General features: G+C 73.3%; 24 protein-coding genes and 1 pseudogene. 12 read left to right on the forward strand and 13 right to left on the reverse strand.

The window, feature by feature from the left end; translation table 11 throughout:
* Nucleotides 1-16: 16 nt before the first annotated feature.
* The 5 genes and pseudogenes from hemC to ACFV1W_RS14585 all read left to right on the forward strand — a co-directional run bounded on the left by hemC (nucleotide 17) and on the right by ACFV1W_RS14585 (nucleotide 2,947).
* Nucleotides 17-952, forward strand: coding sequence for a hydroxymethylbilane synthase (hemC, locus tag ACFV1W_RS14565; RefSeq protein WP_380416371.1), 936 nt, complete (start codon nucleotides 17-19; stop codon nucleotides 950-952).
* A gap of 122 nt (nucleotides 953-1,074) precedes the next feature.
* Entirely contained in the window at nucleotides 1,075-1,635 is a 561-nt protein-coding gene (locus ACFV1W_RS14570) for a hypothetical protein (RefSeq protein WP_380416374.1), read from the forward strand.
* A gap of 82 nt (nucleotides 1,636-1,717) precedes the next feature.
* Nucleotides 1,718-1,893, forward strand: a pseudogene (locus ACFV1W_RS14575) (peptide deformylase); the annotation flags it as partial.
* A gap of 144 nt (nucleotides 1,894-2,037) precedes the next feature.
* Nucleotides 2,038-2,556 carry a hypothetical protein gene (locus tag ACFV1W_RS14580; protein WP_380416375.1) on the forward strand — a complete coding sequence of 173 codons (519 nt, stop codon included), beginning with the start codon at nucleotides 2,038-2,040 and terminating at the stop codon, nucleotides 2,554-2,556.
* A 145-nt stretch (nucleotides 2,557-2,701) separates the two neighbouring features.
* Nucleotides 2,702-2,947, forward strand: a complete 246-nt coding sequence (locus tag ACFV1W_RS14585) for a TetR/AcrR family transcriptional regulator C-terminal ligand-binding domain-containing protein (protein ID WP_380416376.1) — start codon at nucleotides 2,702-2,704, stop codon at nucleotides 2,945-2,947.
* Here ACFV1W_RS14585 and ACFV1W_RS14590 read toward each other — a convergent pair.
* The gene (locus ACFV1W_RS14590) at nucleotides 2,937-3,590 is read right to left on the reverse strand and encodes a TetR/AcrR family transcriptional regulator (protein WP_380416377.1); all 654 of its coding nucleotides are present in this window, start codon (nucleotides 3,588-3,590) and stop codon (nucleotides 2,937-2,939) included. The genes ACFV1W_RS14585 and ACFV1W_RS14590 overlap by 11 nt on opposite strands.
* 124 nt (nucleotides 3,591-3,714) lie before the next feature.
* On the opposite strand from ACFV1W_RS14590, the gene ACFV1W_RS14595 reads away from it, so the two are divergent.
* The gene (locus ACFV1W_RS14595; RefSeq protein ID WP_380416379.1) at nucleotides 3,715-4,464 is read left to right on the forward strand and encodes an SDR family oxidoreductase; all 750 of its coding nucleotides are present in this window, start codon (nucleotides 3,715-3,717) and stop codon (nucleotides 4,462-4,464) included.
* A gap of 93 nt (nucleotides 4,465-4,557) precedes the next feature.
* Here the strand turns inward: ACFV1W_RS14595 and ACFV1W_RS14600 are convergent, their stop codons facing one another.
* The 7 genes from ACFV1W_RS14600 to ACFV1W_RS14630 form a co-directional block, all read right to left on the reverse strand.
* On the reverse strand, nucleotides 4,558-5,964 hold the full coding sequence (locus ACFV1W_RS14600; protein WP_380416380.1) for an SDR family oxidoreductase: 1,407 nt from the start codon (nucleotides 5,962-5,964) through the stop codon (nucleotides 4,558-4,560).
* Between the two features lie 137 nt (nucleotides 5,965-6,101).
* The gene (locus ACFV1W_RS14605) at nucleotides 6,102-7,610 is read right to left on the reverse strand and encodes a carbohydrate binding domain-containing protein (RefSeq protein ID WP_380416381.1); all 1,509 of its coding nucleotides are present in this window, start codon (nucleotides 7,608-7,610) and stop codon (nucleotides 6,102-6,104) included.
* Nucleotides 7,611-7,826: 216 nt separating this feature from the next.
* Nucleotides 7,827-8,435 carry a choice-of-anchor C family protein gene (locus tag ACFV1W_RS14610; RefSeq protein WP_380416382.1) on the reverse strand — a complete coding sequence of 203 codons (609 nt, stop codon included), beginning with the start codon at nucleotides 8,433-8,435 and terminating at the stop codon, nucleotides 7,827-7,829.
* A 487-nt stretch (nucleotides 8,436-8,922) separates the two neighbouring features.
* Nucleotides 8,923-9,564 carry a GNAT family N-acetyltransferase gene (locus ACFV1W_RS14615; protein WP_380416385.1) on the reverse strand — a complete coding sequence of 214 codons (642 nt, stop codon included), beginning with the start codon at nucleotides 9,562-9,564 and terminating at the stop codon, nucleotides 8,923-8,925.
* A 96-nt stretch (nucleotides 9,565-9,660) separates the two neighbouring features.
* Complete coding sequence (locus tag ACFV1W_RS14620) at nucleotides 9,661-10,335, reverse strand: nitroreductase family protein (RefSeq protein WP_380416386.1); 675 nt, start codon at nucleotides 10,333-10,335, stop codon at nucleotides 9,661-9,663.
* Nucleotides 10,336-10,417: 82 nt separating this feature from the next.
* Nucleotides 10,418-12,055, reverse strand: coding sequence for an ABC-F family ATP-binding cassette domain-containing protein (locus tag ACFV1W_RS14625; RefSeq protein WP_380416387.1), 1,638 nt, complete (start codon nucleotides 12,053-12,055; stop codon nucleotides 10,418-10,420).
* Between the two features lie 139 nt (nucleotides 12,056-12,194).
* The gene (locus tag ACFV1W_RS14630) at nucleotides 12,195-13,412 is read right to left on the reverse strand and encodes a trypsin-like serine peptidase (RefSeq protein WP_380416388.1); all 1,218 of its coding nucleotides are present in this window, start codon (nucleotides 13,410-13,412) and stop codon (nucleotides 12,195-12,197) included.
* 481 nt (nucleotides 13,413-13,893) lie between these two features.
* Between ACFV1W_RS14630 and ACFV1W_RS14635 the strand changes: the two genes are divergently transcribed.
* Together ACFV1W_RS14635 and ACFV1W_RS14640 are read left to right on the forward strand one after the other, a co-directional pair.
* On the forward strand, nucleotides 13,894-15,501 hold the full coding sequence (locus tag ACFV1W_RS14635) for an ABC-F family ATP-binding cassette domain-containing protein (RefSeq protein ID WP_380416390.1): 1,608 nt from the start codon (nucleotides 13,894-13,896) through the stop codon (nucleotides 15,499-15,501).
* A gap of 122 nt (nucleotides 15,502-15,623) precedes the next feature.
* Nucleotides 15,624-15,836 carry a hypothetical protein gene (locus ACFV1W_RS14640; protein ID WP_380416391.1) on the forward strand — a complete coding sequence of 71 codons (213 nt, stop codon included), beginning with the start codon at nucleotides 15,624-15,626 and terminating at the stop codon, nucleotides 15,834-15,836.
* 112 nt (nucleotides 15,837-15,948) lie between these two features.
* On the opposite strand, the gene ACFV1W_RS14645 is transcribed toward ACFV1W_RS14640, so the two are convergent.
* The 5 genes from ACFV1W_RS14645 to ACFV1W_RS14665 form a co-directional block, all read right to left on the reverse strand.
* Complete coding sequence (locus ACFV1W_RS14645; protein WP_380416392.1) at nucleotides 15,949-16,599, reverse strand: Pr6Pr family membrane protein; 651 nt, start codon at nucleotides 16,597-16,599, stop codon at nucleotides 15,949-15,951.
* A 131-nt stretch (nucleotides 16,600-16,730) separates the two neighbouring features.
* The gene (locus ACFV1W_RS14650) at nucleotides 16,731-17,429 is read right to left on the reverse strand and encodes a response regulator (RefSeq protein ID WP_380416394.1); all 699 of its coding nucleotides are present in this window, start codon (nucleotides 17,427-17,429) and stop codon (nucleotides 16,731-16,733) included.
* Nucleotides 17,426-18,622 carry a sensor histidine kinase gene (locus ACFV1W_RS14655; RefSeq protein WP_380416395.1) on the reverse strand — a complete coding sequence of 399 codons (1,197 nt, stop codon included), beginning with the start codon at nucleotides 18,620-18,622 and terminating at the stop codon, nucleotides 17,426-17,428. Before ACFV1W_RS14655 ends, ACFV1W_RS14650 begins: the two co-directional genes overlap by 4 nt.
* Nucleotides 18,613-19,653: a hypothetical protein gene (locus ACFV1W_RS14660; protein ID WP_380416397.1), complete on the reverse strand. Its 1,041-nt coding sequence runs from the start codon at nucleotides 19,651-19,653 to the stop codon at nucleotides 18,613-18,615. Before ACFV1W_RS14660 ends, ACFV1W_RS14655 begins: the two co-directional genes overlap by 10 nt.
* Nucleotides 19,654-19,741: 88 nt before the next feature.
* A complete protein-coding gene (locus tag ACFV1W_RS14665) occupies nucleotides 19,742-20,284 on the reverse strand; it encodes a GNAT family N-acetyltransferase (protein ID WP_380416399.1) in 543 nt (180 codons plus the stop codon).
* A gap of 622 nt (nucleotides 20,285-20,906) precedes the next feature.
* Between ACFV1W_RS14665 and ACFV1W_RS14670 the strand changes: the two genes are divergently transcribed.
* From ACFV1W_RS14670 to ACFV1W_RS14685, 4 genes are all read left to right on the forward strand, one after another.
* Nucleotides 20,907-22,049 (forward strand): CaiB/BaiF CoA transferase family protein, encoded by a 1,143-nt coding sequence (locus ACFV1W_RS14670; protein WP_380416519.1) that lies wholly within the window; start codon nucleotides 20,907-20,909, stop codon nucleotides 22,047-22,049.
* A gap of 2 nt (nucleotides 22,050-22,051) precedes the next feature.
* A complete protein-coding gene (locus ACFV1W_RS14675; protein WP_380416402.1) occupies nucleotides 22,052-23,194 on the forward strand; it encodes an acyl-CoA dehydrogenase family protein in 1,143 nt (380 codons plus the stop codon).
* A gap of 153 nt (nucleotides 23,195-23,347) precedes the next feature.
* Complete coding sequence (locus tag ACFV1W_RS14680; RefSeq protein WP_380416404.1) at nucleotides 23,348-24,562, forward strand: acetyl-CoA C-acetyltransferase; 1,215 nt, start codon at nucleotides 23,348-23,350, stop codon at nucleotides 24,560-24,562.
* Nucleotides 24,563-24,669: 107 nt separating this feature from the next.
* Nucleotides 24,670-26,847: a 3-hydroxyacyl-CoA dehydrogenase NAD-binding domain-containing protein gene (locus ACFV1W_RS14685; RefSeq protein WP_380416406.1), complete on the forward strand. Its 2,178-nt coding sequence runs from the start codon at nucleotides 24,670-24,672 to the stop codon at nucleotides 26,845-26,847.
* Nucleotides 26,848-26,891: the final 44 nt, after the last annotated feature.

Below are 26,891 nucleotides of genomic sequence, written 5' to 3' on the forward strand. Positions count from 1 at the left end.
CGCCTATCATCGCGCCATGGCCACCGCTGAGCTGATCCGCATCGTCTCTCGCTCCTCACCCATGGCGCTCGCCCAGGTCGACCGGGTCCGCGCCGAACTCGCCGAACTGCACCCGGGGTTGCGCACCGAGGTGGTGCCGGTCACCACCTCGGGCGACCGCTGGACCGGCGACCTCGCCCACCTGGGCGGCAAGGGGGCGTTCACCAAGGAGGTCGACGCCGCGCTGCTCGCCGGGGAGGCCGACGTCGCCGTGCACTGCCTCAAGGACGTGCCCGCCGACCGCCCGCTGCCGGCCGGCACGGTCTTCGCCGCCTACCTGCGGCGCGACGACATCCGCGACGCGCTCGTCCACCCCGGCGGCCTGACCCTGGCCGAACTCCCGCCCGGCGCCCGGATCGGCACCTCCTCCGTCCGCCGCGTCGCCCAACTCGCCGCCTCCCACCCGCACCTGGAGTGCGTCCCGATCCGCGGCAACGCCAACAGCCGGCTCGCCAAGCTGGCGGCCGGGGACGTCGACGCGCTGCTGCTCGCCGTCTCCGGGCTGGAACGGATCGGCGAGCGGGCCCGGATCACCGAGGTCCTCGGCGTCGAGGAGATGTGCCCGCCGATCGGCGCGGGCATCCTCGTCCTGCAGTGCCGCGAGGACGACACCGCGACCATCGAGGCCGTCACCGGGCTCGGCCACCACGACACCTGGCGGGAGGCGGCGGCCGAGCGGATGTTCCTGCACGTGCTGCAGGGCCACTGCAACAGCCCGATCTCCGGCTACGCCAAGGCCGAGGCGGACGGCCGGCTCTCGCTGCGCGGCCGGGTCTTCACCCCGGACGGCAAGCGGGTGCTGGACGCCCACGAGTGGGCGGGCGCGCTCAGCCCGGAGGACCTCGGCACGTCGGTCGCCCTGGCGCTCAAGCGGCAGGGGGCGCAGGAGCTGATCTCCTCGATCCCGCACTGAGGTCGACGGCCGCGCTGATCTTTCTGCCTTCGTGAACTGGTCCGCCGCTCCCTCAGCGGCATCGCCCGCGCCCGTTCCGATCAGGCGAGAACCAGCCGGGTGTTCGGGGCGTCCGTTGAGGCGTGATCAGTGCGGTGCTCGGCGGGATGCCGAACTTCTGGCCCGGGCTGCTGCTCTCGCTGGTGCCGGCGGCCCTGCTCAACCGGCCGGTGGGGCGGCTGCTGCGGGCCCACTGGGCGGTGGGCTTCCTGCTGCTGCTCGGGCTCGGCGGGGTGGTCGTGGCGACGCTGCTGCCGGAGGCGTTCCGGCCCTCGGTGCTCCGGCACGCGGCGGAGGCCGCGCGGCACTGCGCGGTGGCCGGCGCCCGGCCGCGTTCGCCGTACGAGCTGCTGCACGTGCGGCACATCGAGCTCAAGCTGGCGACCTACGTGCCGGTGGGCTTCGCGGCCGCCCTGGCCGGCACGCGGCGGCGGGCGGCGGTGGCACTGCTGGCCACGGCGGCGCTGCCGTTCGCGGTGTCGGCGCTGCAGTACGCGGTGCCCGCGCTCGGACGGGCCTGTGACGTGCAGGACGTTTGGGACGGCGTGCAGGGCGTCGTGCTGGGGGCGGGGCTGGGCCTGGTGGTGGGGCCGGTGGCCCGGGCGGTGGCCAGGGCGCGTCAGAACGCCTGGGGCGGGCTTTAGGGGCCCGGGCGGCCCTGCTACCGGTCGAGCAGGGGAACAGGCGTGCCACTGCGGCGACCGGGCGGGCCCCGGCGGGCCGCGCGAGGGCACCGGCTACTTCGCCCGCTGCCTCCAGCACGAGACCGACCACCTGGACGGGGGCTCTACCTCGACCGGCTCTCCGCCCGCGACCGCAAGCGGATGATGAGGCAGACCGCCGACCGCCGCGAGAAGGTGTTGGCCGAGCGCGCCGCCAGGGCCGCGAAGACGGTCGGGTGACGTGGTGGAAGACGGTCGGGTGACGTGGTGATCGACCGGGGGGAGCGTCAGCCTGTCGACGCATGCCTGACTGGCTCTGCCGGGGGAGCCGGTTCGGCCCTGCGGCCGAGGTGGGGGCGGGCCGGTGGTGGCGAGGGTGGACGCATGCTGAAGAACATCCCGGTCGGTGACACCGAACGCCCCGTCCCCCCTTGGGCCCTGCGCCTCGCCAGGGCCCTGCCGTTCCTCCTCCTGCCGCACTGCCTGTGGCGCCTGCCGTTCGCCTTCGACTTCCAGATGGGCCTGGTCGACCAGGAGGGCACGGCCTACGCCTGGTGGGCCACCCCGTACGTGTTCGGCCTGAGTCTGGTCACCGAGGGGCTGGCGCTGCTCACCCTCGGGCTGGTCAGCGGGTGGGGCGAGGTGTTCCCGGGCTGGGTGCCGTTCCTGCGGGGGCGCCGGGTGCCGCCGCTCGGTCCGCTCGTCGCGACGCTGCTCGGCGGGCTGGCGCTGTTCGGACTGTTCGGGCTCCAGCCACTCGCCTGGATCGGGGTGCTGGACGAGGTGGGCTTCAGCAACGGGTGGTGGGAGGCGCTGGCCCGGGTGTGCATCGGCCCTGCGGCGCTCTGGGGTCCGGTCACCATCGCCCTCGGCATCGCCTATTACCGCCGCCGCACCGCGTGAACCCGGTCGCTGCGCAGGAGGTCGGACCGGCCGACTTCCTGCGCACCGCCGCGTCTCAGTGCGTGCGGTAGTACTCGCCGACCGCGGCGAAGGCCTCCTTCGGATCCCAAGTGAGGCCGGGGAAGGGGCTGCCCGGCCGGTCCTCGTGCACCTCGACGATGCCGTCGCGACGCCGCGGCCGCCCCCCTGGCTCACCGTGCTGGGCCGGGCCGTCGCCCGCGGCGAGGCGGCGCCGGAGGTGCTGCACCCGCGGGTGGCGACGGTGGCGGTGGTGCTGCTGCGCAACGAGTTCGTCGTCCGGGGCGTGCCGAGTGCGCCCGACGACGTGCTGGTGGAGATCGTGGACGGGGTGTACCTGCCGCTGGTCCGGCGCCGGGGCGCTACCGGCTGACCCGGCTCCCGTCGGCCGGGTTCCCCCGGGCCCCGTTCCCTTCGGTGAGGGTGGCGGCGAGGCGCTCGGCGGCGGCCGCGTCCAGCGGGGCGTGGCCGAGCAGGAAGCGGTACCAGAACAACCCGTAGACCTGGTCCACGATCAGGTCCAGGTCGGCGTCGCCGTGCAGTTCGCCGCGTTCGCGGCCCCGGGCGAGGAGATCGAGCAGTGCGGTCCGCCGGGTGGCGGTGAACGTCTGCATCAGTTCGGCCAGATGGGGGTCGCGGGCGGCCTCGCGCACCACGGTCCGCAGAGCGGAGGCGGTGGTGCTGCGCTGCGCGGCGTCGAAGGTGGTCTCGATGAAGGCGCGCAGATCGGTGCGAAGGCTGCCGGTGTCCGGCTGGTCGGAGACGTCCTGGTCGGCGCGGTCGGTGAGGGCGTCCAGCAGGACCGCGCCCTTGGAGGGCCACCAGCGGTAGACGGTCTGCTTGCCGACGCCGGCCGTGCGGGCGATGGCGTCGATGGTGACGGGCGTGCCGTCGGAGTCGGCGAGCAGGTGCAGCGCCGCGTCCAGGATCGCCCGGTGGGCCGCCTCGTTGCGGCGGCGCCCGGTGTGCGGCCGGGCGGAGGGGGCCTGCTCGGCCCGCGGGTCGGTCTCGCTCATCGTGCTCCCTCTCGTTCTGCCCCCGCTTGACAAGACTAGCAGTCTCGGCAACCATCTTTACCGGAACGCACGGTCTCGACAAGCTGGCGAACGAGCCAGTGGACAAGCCGGAAAGGCCAGAACCATGAGCACTGCATCTGCATCGAACGTCTTCGCCGGACAGCGCATCGTCGTGATGGGCGGCAGCTCGGGCATCGGCGAGGCGACCGCCACCGCCTTCGCGGCGGACGGCGCCGAGGTCGTGATCACCGGGCGCGACCGCGAGAAGCTGGACGCCGCCGTGGCCCGGATCGGCGGCGGGACCAGCGGCGCCCGGCTGGACGCGACCGACCCGGCCGCCGTGACCGACTTCTTCGCCGGGGCCGGCACCGTCGACCACCTGGTCGTCGCGGTCAGCGGCGCGGCCGGCAGCGGCCCGTTCGCCGGACTCGACCTCGCCGAGCTCGCGCACGGCTTCGACGCCAAGTTCTGGCCGCAGGTCCGGGTCCTCCAGGCCGCCCTGCCGCACCTGCGCAAGGACGGCTCGGTCACCCTGATCACCGCCGCCTCGGCCCGCGCCGCGATCCCCGGCACCGCCGGACTGGCCGCCATCAACGGCGCCCTGGAGGCGATGGTCCCGCCGCTGGCCGTCGAGCTCGCCCCGCTGCGGGTCAACGCCGTCTCGCCCGGTGTGATCGACACCCCGTGGTGGGACCGCGTCCCCGCCGGGCAGCGCACCGCCCTCTTCGACGGCCTGGCCGCCACCACCCCGGTCGGCCGGGTCGGCCGCCCCGAGGACGTCGCCCGGGCGATCCACATGTTCGCCGCCAACACCTTCGTCACCGGCGTGGTGCTCGACTGCACCGGCGGCGCCAACCTCCCGACCGGCCGCTGACCCGCGGCCCGACGCGACGGCCCGGCCCAGCCCCCACCCGGGCCGGGCCGTCGTGGTGGATCGCTCAGTCCTCCCCGTGCCGCGGCGCGTCCGTCACCACTCCGCGACCCGGTAGTCCTTGAGGAAGACCCCCGAAACCGGGTGGCCCGCCTCGCCGCGGACGATCGGGTCGTAGACCCGGGCGGCGCCGTCCACGATGTCCAGGGGCGTGCGGAAGCCCCGGGCGGCGATCCGGGTCTTCTTGGGCGCCGGGTTCTCGTCGGTGATCCAACCGGTGTCGACGGCGCACATGTGGACGCCCTGCGGGGCGAGTCCGGCCGCGCTGGTGCGGGTGAGCATGTTGAGCGCGGCCTTGGCCATGTTGGTGTGGGGGTGGCGCGACGTCTTGTTGCGGACGGCGAACCGGCCCTCCACCGCGGTGACGTTGACGATGTAGCGAGCGGGGTGCGGGGAGGCGAGCAGCAGCGGCAGCAGCCGGTCGCAGAGCAGGGCCGGGGCGAGGGCGTTGACCAGCTGGGTCTCCAGCATCTCGGCCGGGTCGAGCGAACCGAGCGTGGCGGACCAGGAGTTGGAGGGCGCGAGGTCGGGCAGCAGCCCGGCCTCGTCGGTGAGGTCCAGCAGGGAGCCTGCTCCGGAGGGGAGTTGGGCCGGGTCGGCGAACGGCCGGAATCCGGGCGCCCGGCTGATGGCCCGGCGGTCGGCGGTCGGCAGGGCCGTGGCCTCGCCCGCCGCCAGCAGGGCGTAGGACTCGGGCGGGCGGCGCAGCGTCTGCGCGGCGTTGTTGACCAGGATGTCCAGCGGACGGCCATCGGCAAGCAACTGCTCGGTCAGGCCGAGGACTTGACGCGGATCCCGGAGGTCGATGCCGACCACGGTCAGCCGCTCCCACCACTGCTCGCTGCCCTCGGTGGCGCGGAAGCGGCGCACGGTGTCCTGCGGGAAGCGGCTGGTGACGGTCAGCTCGGCGCCGTCCCGCAGCAGCATCAGGGCGAGCTGGAAGCCGATCTTCACCCGCCCGCCGGTGAGCAGCGCCCGGCGGCCCCGCAGGTCGGTGGAGAGGCCGCGGCGGGCGGTGTTGTCGGCCGCGCAGTCCGGGCAGAGCATGTGGTAGAAGCCGTCGACCCGACGGTACGGCTGCTTGCAGACGTAGCACCTGCGCGGCGCCTGCAGCTCGCCGACCGGCCCGGTGGGGTGCCCGGTGAGCGGTGCGTCCTCGCGGCGGTGCCGGGCGCCGGTCGCGGTGGCGGCGAGCAGGTCGGCGTCAGCCCGCCGGAGCGCCTCCTTGGCCTCCTGGCGGCGGCGCTTGCGGCTCTCCGTCACGAAGGCGCTGAGCTGCCGCTCGGCGTGCAGGCGGGTGCGGTCGTGGAAGGGGAGGCTGCGTAGTCGGCCCAGGGTGTGGCTGAACGCGCTGAGTTCCTCGGCGGTGAGGCCCGCCGCGCAGGCGGCTTCGCTGGTCGTGGTGTCGGTGATCAGCTGGTGATGGTCGTCCCGGACCGTCATGTCCGCCCCCTCGTTCCGTACAGGTGGGAGGGACTGTAGTTGACGGTCCGGGAGGATGAGATGCCAATTTCCGCCGGTCGGCGGCCTGGGCGCGCGGCCGCGGTCGGGCGCCGGGCACTCCGTTCGTACGACGGGGCTCAGCCCGCGTACTGGCTGAAGATCTTCGCGAACTCGTACGGCTGCTGCGGGATGTCGGTGCACTTGGCCAGCGAGCCGCCGGTGCAGGCGTCGGCGTCCCGGGTGGCGTCCCAGAAGGCGAGCAGGCCGAGGTGGTTCTGCTTGGCGAAGGCCACCAACTGCTGGGCGGCGGACTGGTTGTAGACCTGGTGGTCGTCGTTCTCGCCGATCATCGGGGTGACCCCGACCATGGCCCACAGCTGGGCGTCGGTCTTCGCCGGGTAGAGCGCCTTGAGCTGGCCGAAGGCGGACTGCGCGGCCTGGACGGCGGCGTTGCCGTAGTCGGTGCCGGAGCGGTAGTAGTCCATCGCCATGACGTTGACCAGCCCGAGGTCGACCCCGGCGTCCCGGGCGGACTTGACGACGGCCACGCCGTCGCTGGTCAGGCCCTCGGGCAGGACGGGCAGGGTGAGCGAGACCTTGAGGCCGGGGTGGGCCTGCTGGAGCCGGGCGAGCGCGGCCGAGCGGCGGTCGTTGGAGGCGGTGTCGGCGATCGCCGCGCCCTCGATGTCGTAGTCGACGTAGTGCAGGTCGTAGGCCTTGACCACGGCGTCGTACTCGTTGAACAGCGAGTCCACCGTGGTGCAGGCGGCGGCGAGTTCGGTGCCGGCCGCGCCGCCGAAGGAAAGCCTGACGTCACCGCCGGCCGCGCGCAGTGCGTCGACCTGCTCCTTGGCCCAACCGGTGCGCGGGTCGTAGGCGTTGAACCAGCTGGCCTTGCAGCCGACGCCGGTGACGAAGCCCATGCTGTAGCCCTTGACGCCGCCCGCCCTGGCCATGTCGGGCATGGAGGGGGTGGGCCAGGCGCCCATGTCGATGTACGGGGCGACGGGGAGCGCGGCGTTCGGCGGCGGGGTGGTCGGGCCGCCGGTGGGCGTGCCGGTGGGCGGAGTGGTCGGCGGGGTGGTCGGGGGGGTGGTCGGACCCCCGCCGGGGCCGGTGAGCGTGACGTCGTCGGCGAGGTAGCCGCCCTGTCCGTACCAGCCGTGCAGGTAGACGGTGACGCTGGTGGTGCTCGGGCCGGTGGTGAAACTGGCGGACAGCTGCTGCCAGTCGGAGCCGCCCGGAGTCCACACGGCGGAGTCGGTGACGCCGCTGCCGGTGGCGCCGAGGTAGACGTACTGGCCCCGCACCCAGGCGCTGAGGCTGTAGGTGGTGTCGGGCCGGACGCTCACGGTCTCGCCGCACTGTGCGGTGTCGCTCGCGCTCGCCGCCCCCTTGAGCGCGTAGGTTCCGCTGTGGGAACCGGAGTTGACGACGCTGCCGGTGCCGGCGGAACAGCTCCACGGGTCGAGGGCGCCGCTCTCGAAGCCCCCGTTCGCGAGCAGGTTCGCGTCGGCGGCGCCGGCGTTCCCGGTGAGGGCGGCGAGGCCGCCGGCGGCGAGCACGGTCGCGGCGGCGAGGCTCAGCAGTTTGGTCCGGCCGGCGGAGCGGCGGTGGGTGGGGGCGTGCTGGAGCGCGCTGGGCATAAGGGTGCCTCTCGGGACGTGGGGCCGCCCGCGCCGTGAAGGGGGAGACACGGGGCGGGCGGCGGCATGGGGGCTGGGTCCGGTGCGGGGAGGAGCACGGCGCTGAGGATCAAACTGGACTAGACCAGCTGTGCACGTCAAGCACTTCCCGGCTTCCGTAAGCCGTCCGAGGGCAGGTTTTAAGGCGGGGTTGAGGACCGTCCTCCCAGGGCCGATTCAGCCGCAGCAGGACTTGCACTCCTTCACCTGCACGTTGTCCAGCACCGGGCCGTAGGCACCGCCCACCGTGCTCTCGAAGGCGAGCGTGGTGCTGGAGTTCTGCGCGACGAAGCTGAACTGCCGTCCGACGTAACCCATCGCAGCCCGGGTCCTGCCGGTCACGTCGAAGGAGTAGTCCTGGAAGTCCTGCCCGTCGATGAGCGCGCGCCCGGTCCGGAGGGCGACCCCGCCGTCGGGGTTGCCGGCCAGCGCGTACGTCACCGAGTAGGTGGCGCCGGGGACGGTGGTGAAGGTCTGGGCGATGGTGCCGGCGGCGTTGCCGTTGAGGTCGAGCGCCTGGTCACCCTCGGCGGCCTGCCACATGCCCGCCCCGATCAGGTCGACACTGCCGCTGGTGACCCGCCACGGGCCGATGCTCTGCCCGGTGGTGAACTCGGCGAAGCTGCCCGCCGGGGCCTTGGGGGACTCGAAGCTGCCGTCGTCGAAGCGGCTGAGGGCGCGGTGGCCGACGGCCTGGGCCGGGGCGGCGAGCGCGGTCGTGGTCAGGGCGGTGGTGGCGGCGACGGCCAGGGCGAGCGTGGCGGTGCGGGTGCGCGAGAACGACATGGGTTCCTCCCCGAGTTCCGTGACTTTTCGGTCACTTCCGTGGTGCCGGGCCGAGTTGATCGGCCGCGAACAGAGCGTCGACCGTCCCGGCGAGCCGTGCCAAGACCGGGCGGGCGGCGCCCGGTGGTGCGGGGTGCCCCGGGGCGGGCTCTCGCGCGCCGGTTTGGCGGGGGCGGGGCGGCCGGGGCCCGGCGGGCCGTGCGGGGACGAACACCCCGGGCCGACGGCCGGGTGGGGTGGGCCGGTGGTGAAACCGGAGCAGCGCGCCCCGTTCGCACCTCCAGGACGGGCTGATGAGCATATGGATCGCTTGATGGTTAAAGGAAGGCAAAGGCTGTGATCAGGCGAACCGGCAGAGAAAGTGATTGAACGTCAGAAGCGATCGATCGGGTCCGGTCGTGGGTTCCATCCACCGCGGAATCAGCCGGAGAGCGGACAGGGGCACCGTGATGCGCCCGCCGCCGAGGGCGGACGCTACTACTGCCCCTCAGCGCTCCTTCACCCACACCAGCTGCCGTCCGGTCTCGCCCGGGGCCCGGGCGGCGGCCTTGGCGACCCGGTCCAGCCGGTAGCCGAGCTTGCGCGGGACTGCCGCGCTGGCGCCGTTCGCCTGGTCGCAGCGGATCTCCACCCGGGCGATCCCCGGCAGGGCCAGCGCGGCCTCGGTCAGCGCCCCGGCCGCGGCGGTGGCGATGCCGCGGCCGACGTGCCGGGCGGCGACCCAGTAGCCGATCTCCAGCGCGCCCGGGCCGATCCGCCCGTGCAGGCCGAAGGCGCCGACCACCCGGCCGGGTGCGTCGTCCAGGTCGGCCAGGTACATGAAGTCCGTGCCGGCCTCCCAGGCGGCGGTGCCGGCCCGGGTCAGCTCGGCGGTCCGGGCCCGGGTGGGGGCCTCGGCCGCCCACTCCATCCAGGGCCGCAGGTGCTCCAGGTTGGCGCGGACGGCCCGGTTCAACGCCGGGGCGTGGGCGCTGCGACGGCGGTGCAACCGCAGGCCGCCGGGCAGCCGCAGCAGCTCGGGCGGCCGTCCGGTGGTCGCCTCGGGCGCCTCCGTCGGTACCGCCGGGGCCGCCGTGCCCGCCGGTGCCGCCCGGGCGCGCTCGCAGGAGCGCGACTGTGCTCGGCTCATGGCCGCGATTATGTCCTTGCCCCGGACCTGCCACATCCGGAAGGGGGCGCGACCGGAGCCCCCGACCGGGGGTGCGGGCGGCGCGCCCCCGGCGCCTCAGAGCCGGACCATCACCTCGTCGAGATCCTTGCGCCGCAGGTCCGGCACGCGCGCCCCCTCGGCCGGGTAGCCGACCGGGATCACGTACGCCGCGCGCTCCTCCGCCGGGCGGTCGCACACCTCGTTGAGGAACCGCATCGGGCTCGGCGTGTGGGTCAGCGTCGCCAGTCCGGCCTGGTGCAGCGAGGCCAGCAGCAGCCCGACCGCGATCCCCACCGACTCCTTGGTGTAGTACGGGCGCGGCGAGTCGGGCCCCTTGTGCACCTCGAAGACCACGATCACGGCCGGCGCGTCCTCCAGGAACGGCTTGTGCCAGTCGGTGCCGATCGGCGCCAGTGCGGCCAGCCACTCCTCGGACGCCCGGTGGCTGTAGAACTCGCGCTCCTCGGCCTCGGCCGCCTCGCGCAGCAGCCGCTTGCGCTCCGGGTCGGTGATCACCACGAACCGCCAGGGCTGGACGTGCGCGCCGCTGGGCGCGGTGCTCGCGGTGCGGACCGCCCACTCGATCACCCCGTCCGGGATCGGGCGGCTGTCGTAGTCGCGGACGGTCCGGCGCTGCGCCATCACGTCGTGGAAGGCCTTGCTGCGGTCCTCGGCCTGGTGGGCCGGCACCGTCATGGGGGTGAGCGGGACGGTCGGGTGGGACGCCCCTGCCACTGCGCTGTCAACCATGGCCGACAGCACAGCACATGACGGCCACTCCGGGAAGAGGTAGAGACCAATTCCGGGAGTGGCCGTCCTGTGCCGGGGAGGGTTACAGCTCGTGCACCCGGCCGTCGCGGACCTCGATCCGCCGGTTCACCGCCACGGTGTCCAGCATCCGCCGGTCGTGGGTGACCAGCAGCAGGGTGCCGGTGTACGAGCCGAGCGCCGACTCCAGCTGCTCGATCGCGGGCAGGTCCAGGTGGTTGGTGGGCTCGTCCAGCACCAGCAGGTTGACCCCGCGCGCCTGCAGCAGTGCCAGGGCGGCCCGGGTGCGCTCGCCGGGGGAGAGGGTGCCGGCCGGGCGCAGCACGTGCGCCGCCTTGAGGCCGAACTTGGCCAGCAGGGTGCGCACCTCCTCCTCGGTGAACTCCGGTACGGCGGCCGCGAAGGCGTCCGCCAGCGGCTCCCCGTCCAAGAACAGACCGCGCGCCTGGTCCACCTCGCCGACCACCACGCCGGATCCCAACACGGCGCTGCCGCCGTCGAGTTCGAGCCGGCCGAGCAGGGCCGCCAGCAGGGTGGACTTGCCCGCGCCGTTGGCACCCGTGATGGCGACCCGGTCGGCCCAGTCGATCTGCAGGTCCACCGGGCCGAAGGCGAAGTCGCCGCGCCGGGCGACGGCCGCCCGCAGGGTGGCGACCACCGAGCCGGAGCGGGGCGCGGTGGCGATCTCCATCCGCAGCTCCCACTCCTTGCGCGGCTCCTCGACCACGTCCAGCCGCTCGATCATCCGCTGGGTCTGCCGGGCCTTGGAGGCCTGCTTCTCGGTGGACTCGGCGCGGGTCGCGCGGGCCTTCTTGTCGTTGTCGCCGCCCTTGCGGCGGGCGTTGCGGACGCCGTGCTCCATCCAGTTGCGCTGCATCTGCGCCCGGGCCTCCAGCGAGGCCTTGGTGTCGGCGTACTCCTCGTACTCCTCGCGGGCGTGCCGACGGGCCACCGCCCGCTCCTCCAGGTACGCCTCGTAGCCGCCGCCGTACAGGTTGACCTGCTGCTGGTGCAGGTCCAGCTCCAGCACCTTGGTCACCGTGCGGGCCAGGAACTCGCGGTCGTGGCTGATCAGCACGGTGCCGGCGCGCAGGCCCTTGACGAAGGCCTCCAGCCGCTCCAGGCCGTCCAGGTCGAGGTCGTTGGTGGGCTCGTCGAGCAGGAACACGTCGTAGCGGGAGAGCAGCAGCGAGGCCAGGCCCGCGCGGGCGGCCTGGCCGCCGGACAGCGCCGTCATCGGCAGGTCGAGGGAGACCTTCAGGCCGAGCGAGTCGGCCACCTCCTCGGCCCGCTCCTCCAGGTCGGCGCCGCCGAGGTCCAGCCAGCGGTCCAGGCTCGACGCGTACGCGTCGTCGGCGCCCGGACGGCCCTCGACCAGGCCCTCGGTGGCCTCGTCCAGCGCGGCCTGGGCGGCCGCGACGCCGGTGCGCCGGGCCAGGAAGTCGCGCACCGACTCGCCCTCCCGCCGCTCCGGCTCCTGCGGGAGGTGGCCGACGTTGGCGCTCGCCGGGCTGAGCCGCAGCGACCCGCCCTCGGGGGTGTCCAGCCCGGCCAGCAGCCGCAGCAGGGTCGACTTGCCGGCGCCGTTCACGCCGACCAGGCCGATCACGTCGCCGGGGGCGACGACCAGGTCCAGGCCGGAGAAGAGGGTGCGTTCGCCGTGGCCGGCGCTGAGGTCCTTGACTACGAGTGTGGCGCTCATGATGCGGCCGATTGTAGGAGGAGCGGGCCCCGAGCCGGAAAAACCCGGACCGCGGAAGGTCCGGGCCGGGGAAGGGCCGGGGGCCGCGGCTGTGGCAGCCGCGGCCCCCGGGATCACCGGTGGAGCAGTCCCCAGCGGGTCACTTGGCCTTCTTGGAGAAGTAGTCGAACATGTGCGCCGCGACGTCCTCCAGGTACGGGCCGGCCTCGTAGGTGTTGGCGCCGTTGCCGACGGAGGTGTCGCTGACCAGGGCCGGCTTGCCGTCCTTGGTGGCGTACCAGCCGCCGCCGCTGCTGCCGCCGGTCATGTTGCAGCCGATCATCAGCATCGCCGGACGGTCCGGGACGCCGGGCTTCGCGGTCGGCTTGCCGCCGTCGCAGTGCTCCAGCTCGACGCCGTCGAAGGGCTTGCCCTCCGGGAAGCCGTAGTTGGAGACGGAGGCGAGCTGGTCACGCGGGGCGTTGAACCACAGCGGCACCGAGCCGCCGACGGTCTCCTCCAGCGACTTGCCGTTCGGGTCGGGGTTGGCGACCTTGATGATGCCGAAGTCGTACTGGCTCCAGGGGCCGCCCTTCTCCGGGTCGGCCTCCTGCGTCCACTGCGGGGAGACCATGCCGGCGGTCGCGCCCCACTCGCCGTACGGCTCGGCGTCCTCGAGCTTGGACTTCTGCTTGTTGCCGTTGCTCAGCACGCCGTTGCTGTTGAAGGCCGGGGCGAAGGTGATGTCGGTGTAGTACTTGTTGCCCTTGCCGCCGTGCAGGCAGTGGCTCGCGGTCCACACCAGGTTGCTCTTGCCCGGGTTGGCCGGGTCGGAGACGACGGTGCCGGAGCACACGTAGTCCTCGCTGCCGTCCTTGAAGAAGATCTTGCCGTTGACGTGCATGTTCTTCGGGAACGGGTGCGCGACGGGCTTCGCCGCGACGACCGAGGGCAGGTCACCCGGTCCGGTCGGCGGCTGCGCGGCGGTGGGCTGGGCCGGGGCCGCGGTCGTCGGCTGCGCGGTCGGCTGGGCCGGGTCCTGCGTCGGGGTCTGGCCCGGCGCCTGCGGCAGCGGCTTCGGCTTGGCGTTCAGCAGCTTCTGCAGGGTCCAGTAGCCCTTGACCGCCGGGGTGATCACGTTGGCCTGGGCCCACTTGTCCCAGTCCTCCAGCTTCCAGGTCTTCAGCTCCTGGACCGTCGGCAGCTTGAGCGGCGCGGCGCCCGGCTTCCCGGAGGCGGACGCGGCGACCGTCGGAGCCGCGCTCTGGGCGCCGGCCGGGTCGCTGTTGTCCGGCCCGCAACCGGTGGCGACCACCATGGTCAGCGCGGCGACGGAAGCGCCGAGGACGGCACGGCTCGGCCGGGATATCGGTGACATGAGTTCAAATCCCCCTGTTGACTACCGCCATACGCCCCGTTCCTCGGGTACGGCCCCGGAGGCCGCAGGTATGGCAGGTGAGGAGTCTGCCATGCGGATAAGGAACCCCTTACATCCGCCCCCGGCCGGGACGGGGCCGTCACCGGATCGGCACGGGACCGGCACGCAGCCTTTGCCGGAGGGCTGGTGAACGGGGCCGGACGGCTGCGCCGGATAAATCAATTGCACCCGTCCGTCGGCCTGCCTAGCGTGGTCCACGTCGTCCGCCAGACAAGGAGAAGGCCGTTGATCTACTGAGGTCCCGGGACACCGCCCCGCCACGCAGGCCCTGCTGCCGCGTGGTGTGCGAGTGTGCGACCTCAGTCACGGCCCCATGGCGCCTCCGTAGCGCTGCCCCGTCCTTCGGCCGTTCCGGTTCCGCACCCGCGGTGTCTCCCCGTGTTGCTCATCACCCCTTCAGCAACCATCCGGGAGGCCTTGCATGGCACAACCCACCACCGCCGTCCTCTGCACCGACCTCGCGTTCGAGTGGCCCGACGGCAAGCCCGTCCTGGACGGCTTCCACCTCGCCGTCGGCCCCGGCCGCACCGGACTGATCGGCCTCAACGGCGCCGGGAAGTCCACTCTGCTGCGGCTGATCGCCGGCGAGCTCACCCCCACCGGCGGCAGCGTCCGGATCGCGGGCGAACTCGGCTACCTGCCCCAGGGCCTGACGCTCGACACCGGTCTGCGGGTCGACGAGGCCCTCGGCATCCGGGCTGCGCGCGAGGCCCTGCACGCCATCGAGTCCGGCGACACCGACCAGCGGCACTTCGACGCCGTCGGCGACGACTGGGACGTGGAGGAGCGCGCCCGTGCGACCCTCGACCGGCTCGGCCTGCACCGCCTCGGCCTCGACCGCACCACCGGAGAACTCTCCGGCGGCGAGGCGGTGTTGCTGCGACTGGCCGCCCTGCTGCTGCGCCGCCCCGACGTGCTGCTGCTCGACGAGCCCACCAACAACCTCGACCGGACCGCCCGCGAGCGGCTCTACGAGGCGGTGGCCGGCTGGCACGGCGTCCTGGTGGTCGTCAGCCACGACCGCGAACTGCTACGGCACGTCGACCAGATCGCCGACCTCCGGGACGGCGAAGTCACCTGGTACGGCGGTAACTTCGACGACTACGAGCGCACCCTCGCGGCGCAGCAGGAGACGGCCGAGCGGCTGCTGCGCAACGCCGAGGCCGACGTCCAGCGCCAGAAGCGGGACTTGGTCGAGGCCCGCAGCAGGCTGGAGCGCAGCGCCAGCTACGGCCGGAAGCGCTCGGTCACCCGCAACGACCCGCACATCTTCGCCGGGATGCTCAAGCGCAAGGGCCAGGAGACGGCGGGCCGGCTCACCGGCATGCACACCGAGCGACTGGAGGAGGCCAAGGCGCGGGTCACCGCGGCCGAGGAGGCGGTGCGCGACGACGCCGAGATCCGGGTCGACCTGCCGCGCACCGCCGTGCCGGCCGGGCGCGGGGTGCTCACCCTGCAGAAGGTCCGGCTGCCCGGCGGCGCCACCGTCGACCTCGACCTGCGCGGCCCTGAGCGGATCGCCCTGGTCGGGCGCAACGGCTCCGGCAAGACCACACTGCTGCGCACCATCGCGGGTGAACTCGCCCCGCTGGAAGGCATGGTCACCACCCAGGTGCCGCTGCGCCACCTGCCGCAGCGGCTCGACCTGCTGGACGACGAGCTGACGGTCGCGGAGAACGTCAAGCTGTTCGCCCCGGGCGCCGGGGACAACGCCGTCCGCGCCAGGCTGGCCCGCTTCCTGTTCCGCGGCGGCCGGGCCGACCAGCCGGCCGGAACGCTGTCCGGCGGCGAGCGGTTCCGGGCGACGCTGGCCGCCCTGCTGCTGGCCGATCCGCCGCCGCAACTGCTGCTGCTCGACGAGCCGACCAACAACCTGGACCTCGCCAGCGTCCGCCAGCTCACCCAGGCGCTGGCCGCCTACCGGGGCGCGCTGGTCGTGGTCAGCCACGACCTGCCGTTCCTGCGCGGCCTGGGGCTGACCAGGTGGCTGGAGCTGGACGGCGGACTGAGGGCGGTGGATCCGATGTAGCGATCATCTGGAACACGGGAGGAGGGCGGGTGGAGGGCGGGTGGCGCAGCCGAGGGTGGGAGCCGAGGGGGAAATGCGCCGCACCGCCTCCAACTTCCCTGTGCTGCAGTACCATCGGCGACATGCCTGCGCTCAACATCGAGTACACGGAGCACGAACTCGCCGCGATCCGCGAGGCCGCCGCCGCGGACGGCAAGAGCGTGAAGGCGTACATCCACGACCTCAGCGTGCGCGAGCAGCAGCGCCGGGTGTTCGTGGACCACGCGGTGGCGTTCTGGAAGGACCACCGGGCGAAGTTCGACGCCGCGTTCCCGGAGGACGCGCCCGCCGCGTGAGCCGGGCGGGCCGGACGGGCCGGACGAGGCCGCGGGGAGCGGCCCGGTGAACGGTGAGGGCGCGACGCCGCTGTGTGACGACGGCCGAGCCCGTGTCCCGCGCCGCTCTCCGCTACGCGCGGGCGGGCTTCAACCTGCCCGCGACCAGCGTGCCCAGCCGGTCCAGTCCGACCACGAGGGTGCCGAGCACGACGAACTCGACCGTCAGCTGGGCTATCTGGCCCCAGACGTAGCCGTAGCCCTTGGTGGTCGGGTCGAAGAAGAAGTACGGGTAGGGCGTCGGGAAGTCGTCGAACAGCGCGTTGCGGGCGAGCACGACCGCCGCGTAGCCGAGCGGGAAGGCCAGCCAGAGCGGGATGTCCTTCCAGGCCACCGCGTTGCGCGGCCTGAGCACCAGCCAGTCCACCAGCACCATCACGGGCGTGACGTAGTGCAGGAAGAAGGACGACCAGTGCGCCAGCCGGTCCGGCCCGCTGACCAGCCCGGGCAGCGGGTCGGCGCCGTGCTGGAGCAGGACGTGCGAGACCAGCCCGGTGATCAGGATGTACAGCGTGGCGGCCCCGCGCAGCCGGGGCGCGGGTGCGTCCACCGTGCCGCGCTCGACCATCCAGTACACCGCGCCGATGAAGTAGCCGAGCACGATGACGTTGCTCTGCACGGTGAAGTACACCAGCGAGGACTCCCCGAGGACCAGGCCGAGGCCGGCGGAGAGCACGATGCCCGCGCGCCACCACAGCGCCGGGCGGGTCCGGACGACGGTCATGCGGCCACCAGTTCGTTCCAGGCGATACGGGAGGTATCGGACAGTTGAGCGGAATTCCGTACTCTACTTGCTCGGCGCGGGGGCTCGGAACCCGCGTGCGGACCGGCGGGCCGGCCGGGTGGCTCGCGGGCTCAGCCCGGGAGAACGAACCCCGACTCGTACGCCGCGATCACCGCCTGGGTGCGGTCCCGGGCGCCCAGTTTGGCCAGCACGCTGCCGACGTGGGTCTTCACCGTCTCCTGGCTGACCACCAGCTGCCGTGCGATCTCACCGTTGTTCAGCCCGGTGGCCATCAGCCGCAGCACCTGACCCTCCCGCTCGGTCAGGCGTCCGACCGGCCCCCGGTCCGCGGCGGCCCCCCGCCGGCCGTCCGCGCCGTGCCGCAGCGCGAGTTCGCGCACGGCGGCAGGGAACAGCAGCGAGTCCCCGCGCGCCACCAGCCGCACCGCCTGGACCATCTCCTCCGCGCGCGCCCGCTTCAGCAGGAACCCGGCCGCGCCCGCCCGCAGCGCGTCGTACACGTGGTCGTCGTGCTCGAAGGTGGTGACCACCAGGATCCTCGGCGGCTCGGCCATTCCGCCTACCAGCTGCTCGGTGGCCCGGATGCCGTCGATGCCGGGCATCCGGACGTCCATCAGCACCACGTCAGGTCGCAGCTCGCGCGCCAGCGGGACGACCTCGGCGCCGTCGGAGGCCTCGCCGACCACGGTGAGGTCGGGCTCGGCGTCGATCACCACCCGCAGGCCCATCCGGACCAGCCGTTCGTCGTCCGCGATCACCACGCGGATGGTGCCGCTCCCGTCGTGCTCGGTCTCGTGCTCGTCGGTCATCCCGCAGTCCCTCCCACCGGCAGCCACACGGCCAGCCGCCACGTCGTTCCGTCCTCGCTCGGCCCGGCCGCGCTGCCGCCGCGCAGGGCCGTCGCGCGTTCCCCGATCCCGCGCAGCCCGCGCCCGCCGCCGGGGCGGCTCGGGCGGGCCGGGCCCAGCGGGTTGGTCAGTTCGATCTCCAGCCGGCCGGCGTCGAGCGCGACCCGCAGTCCGGCCGGGGCGGGCCCGGCGTGCCGCAGCACGTTGGTGAGTCCCTCCTGCACGATCCGGTACGCCTCGCGGGAGACCTCGGCCGGCAGTGCGCCCAGGCCGGGGGCCAGCTCGGCGTCCACCGTCACGCCGGTGCGGGCGAGTTGGCGCAGCAGGTCGTCCAGCCCTTCGAGCGTGGGCCCGGCTGGTTCGGCGCCGGCGTTCTCCTCCTCGCGCAACAGCCCGAGCACGGTGTCCAGTTCGGCCACCGCCCCCCGGGCGGTCTCCTCGATCGCCCGCAGCGCCTCGGCGGCGAAGTCCGGGTCGGTGCGCAGCACCCGGGCGGCCGCCGAGGCCTGGATGCCGACCGCGCTGAGCGCGTGCCCGACCGAGTCGTGCAGTTCGCGGGCCAGCCGGTTGCGCTGGGCGAGCACGGTGGCCCGTCGCTCGGCGACGGCCAGCCGTTCCTCAGGAGTCGGACCGAGCAGGACGGGCGCCGAGCGGGCCAGCAGCGCGCCGCAGGCGGCGTTGGTTCCGACGATCAGCAGCAGCAGGGCTGCTCCCAGTGCCGGGCCGACGGGCATCCAGCCGGGGAAGCGGTCCGTCCAGTACCGGGCGAGTTCCTCGCCCCCGGCGAAGCCGAACAGCAGCACCACCGCGAACGGCACCCCGGCCAGCGTCATCCCGGCGACCACCCCGCCGGAGAACAGGTGCAGCACGAACCAGAGCGCGGTGCGCCGGCGGGCCGCCCAGGACCGGGCCGGCCCGGTGGCCAGCTCCTCCGGGCGCGCCGCCGCGCACAGCGCCCGGGCGGCCGCTCCCTCCAGGCCCCGGACGGTCGGCACCAGCGCGGTGACCGCGGCCATCGGCAGCGAGGTGAACAACGCGAGGAACTGCAACAGCATTTGGCGCAGGTGCCCCTGCTCGGGGTTCAGCGCTCCGAGCGCCACCACCGACAACAGGTAGTACGGCATGAGCAGCGCGCCGCCCAGCACTAGGTGCACCCAGCGCAGTCGGGCGCGCCGCCCGAACAACACCTCTCCCGCCCGCCGAATCCGGCCGCCCCCCGTGTCCACCCGGGTGACTCTACGACAGCGCCGCGCGCAGCGGCCGCCCGCTCGGCCAGCGCCACCGCTCCGACGGCCAGCACCAGCACCGCGGTCACCACCTGCGCGGCCTGTACCAGGGCCATCGGTCCGGTCGTCCCGGCCGCGGTGGCGCCGAAGGCCACCAACTGCCAGCAGCCCCAACCGAACAGCGACCCGGCAGCCGTCCAGGTCACCAGCAGCGGGGTGCGCAGCGGCTGCCGGGGCCGGAGCCGGAACACCAGCACCAGCAGTCCCGCCGAGGCGGCCACTGCCATCACCGCCGTCACGGCGTCCATCACCGCCACGCCCCTGGACCGCTCCTGTGCCAGCGCGACCGGCAGCCCGGCCGTGCCGCCCGCCGCCCAGTACGCCCGGGCCGCCGCGGTAGCGAGCCCGAGCAACGCGGCGGCGCAGGCCAGACCGCGCTGCACGGTCAGGGTGGGGGAGCGCGGCAGGTCGCCGGTCCTCGCCCGCAGCAGCGCGGCCCAGCGCTGCCGGGTGTACAGGACGAAGGCGGTGATCAGCGCCAGCCCCTGGACGGCGAAGCCGCCGTACACCACCGGGAACACCCAGCCGCCGAGACCGCCGCCGTCCTCCTGTCCCGTGCCCGGCTCCGGTGCCAGCAGCAGGACGCTCAGCAGGTAGAGCGGCAGCGCCACCAGGATGGTGCCGAGCAGCCCGGTCGCGACCCACATCGGGAAGAGCACGAGGCCGGCCGGCGCCCGCCGCCCCCACGGCCGGAGGAAGGCCAGCGCCAGGGCCACGGCGACGGCGTCCATCCCGACGGTCAGCAGGTTCACCAGCCACAGCCTGTCCATCGCGCCGGGATCGTCCGATCCCACGGGGTGCCCGGTCAGCCACAGCGCCTTGAGCGTCAGGTAGGGCCCCGTCGCCGCCACGGCGGTCCGACCGGCCCAGGTCCGTACCCGTGCTTCGTCGATCCTCATGCCCCCAGGCTGCCGCCGCGCCCGGCGCGGGGCCTCCGCCGTGGGTGCGATCCCCCTCCCCCCGGCGGGGGATCCCCGGCCGTGCCGTTCACGCCATCCAGTGGATCAGGCGGTCCTCGTGGTCCACCCGCCCGTCCGGGTCCGCCACCAGGCCGAGCCGCCCGGCGAGCCGGCGCGAGGGCAGGTTGTCCTCCCGGATCAGTGCCGTCACCGGGATCCCCGGGTACCGCGGCAGCGCCTCCGCGATCGCCGCCCGGCACGCCTCCGCGGCGTACCCCTTGCCCCAGGCGGACGGCCGGAACCGGTAGTACAGGTTGAACACCGGCTGCCCGTCCAGGCTGTGCAGGAACAGCCCGGCGACCCCGATGACCACCTCCGGCTCCTCCCGGGTGGACACCATGCAGTACCCCACCCCGTCCCGCGGCCAGTCCGCCACGAACCCCGCCAACTGCTCCCGCGCCTGCGTGATGTCGCGCTGCGGCCCGTCGGGGTTGTACCGGTTGGTCTCCGGATCCCCGTGGATCGCGAACATCGCCTCGGCATCGCTCTCCTGCGGCCGCGTCAACACCAGCCGCTCGGACACGGCGACGATCGTGCGCCCGGTGACAACGGCCTGCTCAGCGGTGGTCATGCTGCTTCCCCCGACCTCGTACGTAATGGATCGTTTGCACGATAGACCATTACCGCGACGCCCGCCCGCCCAATTCCCCGCCCCTACGGGATCGGCTCACCCCGATCGCCTTCCCCCCTGCGGTGAGGAGCCGCTTCCAGGCTTCGCCGCTGTCGGGGACGAGCTTCTGGATGCCGTCCCAACTCCCCCGGGACCAGGCGAGGTTAGCCGTGGCAGGTCGTCACCGTCTCGCCGGGTGCCACCCAGCGGGCCCGACCGAACCCCGGCTCGTCCTTCGGGGCGCCCGCGGTCGGCAGCCGCGGTTCGGTGCCGACGGTGAAGGTGGCCGAGGACTTCGGGTCCGCGGTCGAGCGGATGCGGCAGGCCCACGAGGAGCCGGGTGGCGGTCGTCGCGGTCTCCTGCCGACGCGCCCTGCGTGGTGCCGGTCGTGCGGGGTGCGGTCGGGTTCGTTGCTGCCTCATGGCGGTGGGGCGTGGTGGGCGAGGTCTTGTTACCAGCGGGTCGCTTCCCTATCATCGCGAGTGTTACAGCTTTACTGTCAAACCCCGAAGGGTTCTGCAGCCAGTGGGTGACACGAGCAGTCCGGCGGGCCGGGCGGGTGGTCCGGGGCCGTTGGCGGGTGTGCGGGTGGTGGAACTCGCGGGGATCGGGCCGGGGCCGTTCGCGGCGATGCTGTTGGGCGATCTCGGAGCGGACGTGGTGCGGGTGGACCGGCCGGAGCCGTCGCCGCTCGGAACGGATCCGGCGTACGACCTCAGCAACCGGAACAAGCGGTCGGTGCTGGTCGACCTCAAGTCGCCCGAGGGGCCGGGGCAGGTGCTGGAGCTGGTCGAGCGGGCCGACCTGCTGATCGAGGGCTACCGGCCGGGAGTGGCGGAGCGGCTCGGGGTCGGGCCCGAGGCGTGTCTGGCGCGCAATCCGGCACTGGTGTACGGGCGGATGACCGGGTGGGGGCAGTACGGGCCGCGGGCGGCCACCGCCGGGCACGACCTCGGCTACGCGGCGGTGGCCGGGGTGCTCGGGATGGTCGCCTCGCCCGGAGGGGTCGACGCGCCGCCCGGGATCCCGGCGAACCTGCTCGGCGACTACGCGGGCGGCTCGCTCTACCTGGTCGTCGGGCTGCTGGCCGGCCTGCACCACGCCCGGTCCACCGGCGTCGGACAGGTGGTCGACGCGGCGATCGTGGACGGTGCGGCGCACCTCGGCAGCATGCTGTGGGGGCTGCTCGCGGCCGGTCACTGGCAGGACCGCCGGGGCGTCAACCTGCTCGACGGCGGCGCCCCGTTCTACGCCGTCTACCGGGCGGCCGACGGCGGGCACCTCGCGGTGGGCGCCCTGGAGCCCCGGTTCTACGCCGAGTTCGCGCGGCTGCTGGAGCTCGGCCCGGACGCGCCCGGCCAGTACGAGCCCGCCCGCTGGCCCGAGCTGCGTGCCCTGATCGCCGCCCGTTTCGCCACCCGGACCAGGGCCGAGTGGGAGGCCGTCTTCGCCGGCTCCGACGCCTGCGTGGAACCCGTGCTGACGATGCGCCAGGCTGCGGGCGAGGAGCACCTGCTGGCGCGCGGGACGTACGTCGAGGCGGACGGCATGACCCAGCCGGCCCCCGCCCCGCGCTTCTCCGTCACCCCGGGCGCGCTGCGCCGCCCGCCGGCCCGGCCGGGCGCGGACACCGCGGAGGTGGCCCGGCACTGGGCCGTCCCGTCCCTGGACTCCGCGGCCGTCGGCACGGAACCATTCGACTCCGCAGCAGAGCAAGGAGAGTAGCGTTGCAGCGCGAGATCTTCACCGAGCAGCACGAGGACTTCCGGGCCACCGTGAAGGCCTTCCTCGCCAAGGAGGTGCTGCCGCACTACGACCGCTGGGAGAAGGCCGGCATCGTCGACCGCTCCGCCTGGCTGGCGGCCGGCCGGCAGGGCCTGCTCGGCATCGCGGTGCCCGAGGAGTACGGCGGTGGCGGCACCCCGGACTTCCGCTACGCCGCCGTGCTGGCCGAGGAGTTCGCCCGGGCCGGTGCCTCCGGGCTGGCGATCGGACTGCACAACGACATCATCGGCCCGTACCTCACCTCGCTCGCCACCGAGGAGCAGAAGCGCCGCTGGCTGCCCGGTTTCTGCAGCGGCGAGCTGATCACCGCGATCGCGATGACCGAGCCCGGCACCGGCTCCGACCTGCAGGGCATCCGCACCCAGGCGGTGGACCGGGGTGACCACTTCCTCCTCAACGGCGCCAAGACCTTCATCTCCAACGGCATCCTGGCCGACCTGGTGATCGTGGTCGCCCGCACCACCCCCGAGGGCGGCGCGCACGGGTTGAGCCTGCTGGCCGTCGAGCGCGGCACCCCCGGTTTCGAGCGGGGCCGCAATCTCGACAAGATCGGCCAGAAGGCCCAGGACACCGCCGAGTTGTTCTTCGAGGACGTCCGGGTGCCGAAGGAGAACCTGCTCGGCGAGCTCAACGGCGGGTTCGTCCACCTGATGCAGAACCTCGCCCAGGAGCGGCTCGCCATCGCCGCCGCCGCGATCGCCGGAGCCGAGTACCTGGTCGAGATCACCACCGACTACGTCAAGCAGCGGGAGGCCTTCGGTCGTCCGCTGGCCAAGCTCCAGCACGTCCGCTTCGAGATCGCCGAGCTCGCCACCGAGTGCGCGATCACCCGGACCTTCGTCGACCGCTGCATCACCGAGCACGACCGCTACGCGCTCACCCCGGCGGACGCCTCGATGGCCAAGTGGTGGGCCACCGAGCTGCAGAAGCGCACGGCCGACCGCTGCCTCCAACTCCACGGCGGCTACGGGTACATGAGCGAGTTCCCGGTCGCCCGGGCGTTCACCGACGGCCGCATCCAGACGATCTACGGCGGGACCACCGAGATCATGAAGGAGATCGTCGGGCGCTCCATCCTCGGCTGAGCGCTCTCCGGCCCGGCCCCGGACACCGGCCCGGTACCGGGCCCGGCCCCGGACACCGGCCCACTCCCGGACGCCGGCCCACTGCCGGGCCCCGGCCCGCTCCGGCACCCCAGGACCTTCAGGAACCCCTCTGCCCCGAAAGGCACTCCCATCGTGACCACCGAAGCGTACGTCTACGACGCGATCCGCACCCCGCGCGGCCGCGGCAAGGCCAACGGCTCGCTGCACGGCACCAAGCCGATCGACCTGGTCGTCGGCCTGATCAACGAAATGCGCAGCCGCTACCCCGGGTTGGACCCGGCCGCGATCGACGACATCGTGCTCGGCGTGGTCTCGCCGATCGGCGACCAGGGCTCCGACATCGCCCGGATCGCCGCCATCGCGGCCGGCCTGCCCGACACCGTGGCCGGCGTCCAGGAGAACCGCTTCTGTGCCTCCGGCCTGGAAGCCGTCAACCTGGCCGCCGCCAAGATCCGTTCGGGCTGGGAGGACCTGATCCTGGCCGGTGGCGTGGAGTCGATGTCCCGGGTCAAGATGGCCTCCGACGGCGGCGCCTGGTTCGCCGACCCGATGACCTCGTACGAGACCAACTTCGTTCCGCAGGGCATCGGCGCCGACCTCATCGCCACCATCGAGGGCCTCTCCCGCACCGACGTGGACGCCTTCGCCGCCGAGTCCCAGGCCCGGGCCGCCAAGGCCCAGGCGGACGGCCTGTTCGACCGCTCGGTGGTTCCGGTGCGCGACCGCAACGGCCTGGTCGTGCTGGAGCGCGACGAGTTCATCCGCCCCGGCACCACCGTCGAGAACCTGGCCGGCCTCAAGCCCTCCTTCGCCGCGATCGGGGAGGCCGGCGGCTTCGACGCCGTCGCCCTGCAGAAGTACCACTGGGTGGAGGCCATCGACCACGTCCACCACGCGGGCAACTCCTCCGGCATCGTGGACGGCGCCGCCCTCGTCGCGATCGGCAACCGTGAGGTCGGCGAGCGGTACGGGCTGCGCCCGCGCGCCCGGATCGTCTCCGCCGCCGTGTCCGGCTCCGAGCCGACCATCATGCTCACCGGTCCCGCCCCGGCCACCCGCAAGGCGCTCGCCAAGGCCGGTCTCACCGCCGCCGACATCGACCTGGTCGAGATCAACGAGGCCTTCGCGGCGGTCGCCCTCCGCTTCATCCGCGAATTCGGCTTCCGGCACGACCAGGTGAACGTCAACGGCGGCGCGATCGCCCTCGGCCATCCGCTGGGCGCCACCGGCGCGATGCTGCTCGGCACCGTGGTCGACGAACTGGAGCGGCGCGACCTGCGCTACGGCCTGATCACCCTGTGCGTCGGCGGCGGCATGGGCGTCGCCACCATCGTCGAGCGCGTCTGAGCCCGTCCGTCGCCCGCCGCCATCCTTCTTGGGACACCCCCCGGACTCCGTCCGGGTGACCCCCATCGCGTGGCACCTCCCTTGGTAGACCTGGAGACCTTGAACTCATGAGCGACACCACCACCATCCGCTGGGAGCAGGACCAGGACGGCGTGGTCACCCTCGTCCTCGACGACCCCACCCAGTCCGTCAACACCATGAACGAGGCGTTCACGGCCGACTTCGAGGCCGTGGTCGAGCGACTGGCCGGCCTCGCCTCCTCCGACGCGCTGCGCGGGGTCGTGATCACCTCCGGCAAGAAGACCTTCTTCGCCGGGGGCGACCTGCGGATGCTCTCCGCCGCCCGCCCCGAGGACGCCGAGGCCGTCTTCGAGAAGTCCATGCGGATCAAGCGTTCGCTGCGCAAGCTGGAGACCCTCGGCAAGCCGGTCGTCGCCGCCGTCAACGGCAGCGCGCTCGGCGGCGGGCTGGAGATCGCCCTCGCCTGCCACCACAGGATCGCGCTGGACACCCCCGCCAGCAGGATCGGCCTGCCCGAGGTCACCCTCGGCCTGCTGCCGGGCGGCGGCGGCGTGGTCCGCACGGTCCGGCTGTTCGGCATCACCGACGCCCTGCTGAAGTACCTGCTGCAAGGCCGCCAGTACCGCCCGGCGCAGGCGCTGGAGCACGGGCTGGTGCACGAACTGGTCGACACTCCCGAGGAGTTGGCCGCCCGGGCGAAGGCCTGGATCGAGGCCAACCCGACCGCCGTCCAGCCCTGGGACGTCAAGGGGTACAAGATCCCCGGCGGCACCCCCGCGACCCCCGCGTTCGCCGCCAACCTGCCCGCGTTCCCGGCCAATCTGCGCAAGCAGCTGAACGGCGCGCCCTACCCGGCACCGCGCAACGTGCTCGCCGCCGCGGTGGAGGGCGCCCAGGTCGACGTCGACACGGCCATGGTGATCGAGGCCCGCTACTTCACCGAGCTGGCCTGCGGGCAGACCAGCAAGAACATGATCCAGGCGCTGTTCTTCGACATGCAGGCGGTCAACTCCGGTGCGGGGCGCCCCAAGGACGTCGAGAAGCGGCTGGTCCGCAAGGTCGCGGTGCTCGGCGCCGGGATGATGGGCGCCGGGATCGCCTACGCCTGCGCCAAGGCCGGCATCGAGGTCGTGCTCAAGGACGTCAGCGTCGAGGCCGCCGAGCGCGGAAAGGCCTACTCCGCGGGGCTGTTGAACAAGGCCATCGCGCGCGGCCGCTCCACCGAGGCCAAGCGCGACGCCCTGCTCTCCCGGATCACCCCCACCTCCGACGCCGCCGACCTGGCCGGCTGCGACGCGGTGATCGAGGCCGTCTTCGAGAACACCGAGCTCAAGCACAAGGTGTTCCAGGAGATCGAGGGCGTGGTCGCCCCCGACGCGCTGCTCTGCTCCAACACCTCCACCCTGCCGATCGGCGTACTCGCCGAGGGCGTCGAGCGCACCGGCGACTTCATCGGCCTGCACTTCTTCTCACCGGTCGACAAGATGCGCCTGGTGGAGATCATCCGCGGCCCGCAGACCGGCGACGAGGCGCTCGCCCGGGCCTTCGACCTGGTCCGGCAGATCGACAGGACGCCGATCGTGGTCAACGACTCGCGCGGCTTCTTCACCTCGCGGGTGATCGGCCAGTTCCTCAACGAGGGCGTCGCCATGATCGGCGAGGGCATCCACCCGTCCTCGATCGAGCAGGCCGCCGCCCAGGCCGGCTACCCCGCCAAGGTGCTCTCCCTGATGGACGAGCTCACCCTCACCCTGCCGCGCAAGATCCGCGACGAGTACCGGCTCGCGGTCGAGGCCGCCGGCGGCACCTGGACGCCGCACCCGGCGGACGCGGTGGTGGACCGGATGGTCGACGAGTTCGGCCGACCGGGGCGCAGCGGCGGTGCGGGCTTCTACGAGTACGGCGAGGACGGCAAGCGCGGCCGACTCTGGCCGGGGCTGCTGGAGCACTTCTCCCGGGACGGCGTCGAGGTGCCGTTCGAGGACCTCAAGGAGCGGATGCTGTTCAGCGAGGCGCTCGACTCTGTGCGCTGCCTGGAGGAGGGCGTGTTGACCTCGGTCGCCGACGCCAACGTGGGCTCGATCCTGGGCATCGGCTTCCCGGCCTGGACGGGCGGCGTCCTCCAGTACGTCAACGGCTACCAGGGCGGCCCGGCCGGCTTCGCGGCGCGCGCCCGCGAACTCGCCGCCGCGTACGGCGAGCGGTTCGCGCCGCCGGCGCTGCTGGAGCGGATCGCGGCGGAGGGGCGGACCTTCACCGACTGACCTCGGTCGGAGGGCGATCAGGGTGAGGCCGTGCCTGGCACGGC

Origin of the sequence: Kitasatospora sp. NPDC059648, from assembly GCF_042734825.1 — a bacterium.
GTDB lineage: Bacteria > Actinomycetota > Actinomycetes > Streptomycetales > Streptomycetaceae > Kitasatospora.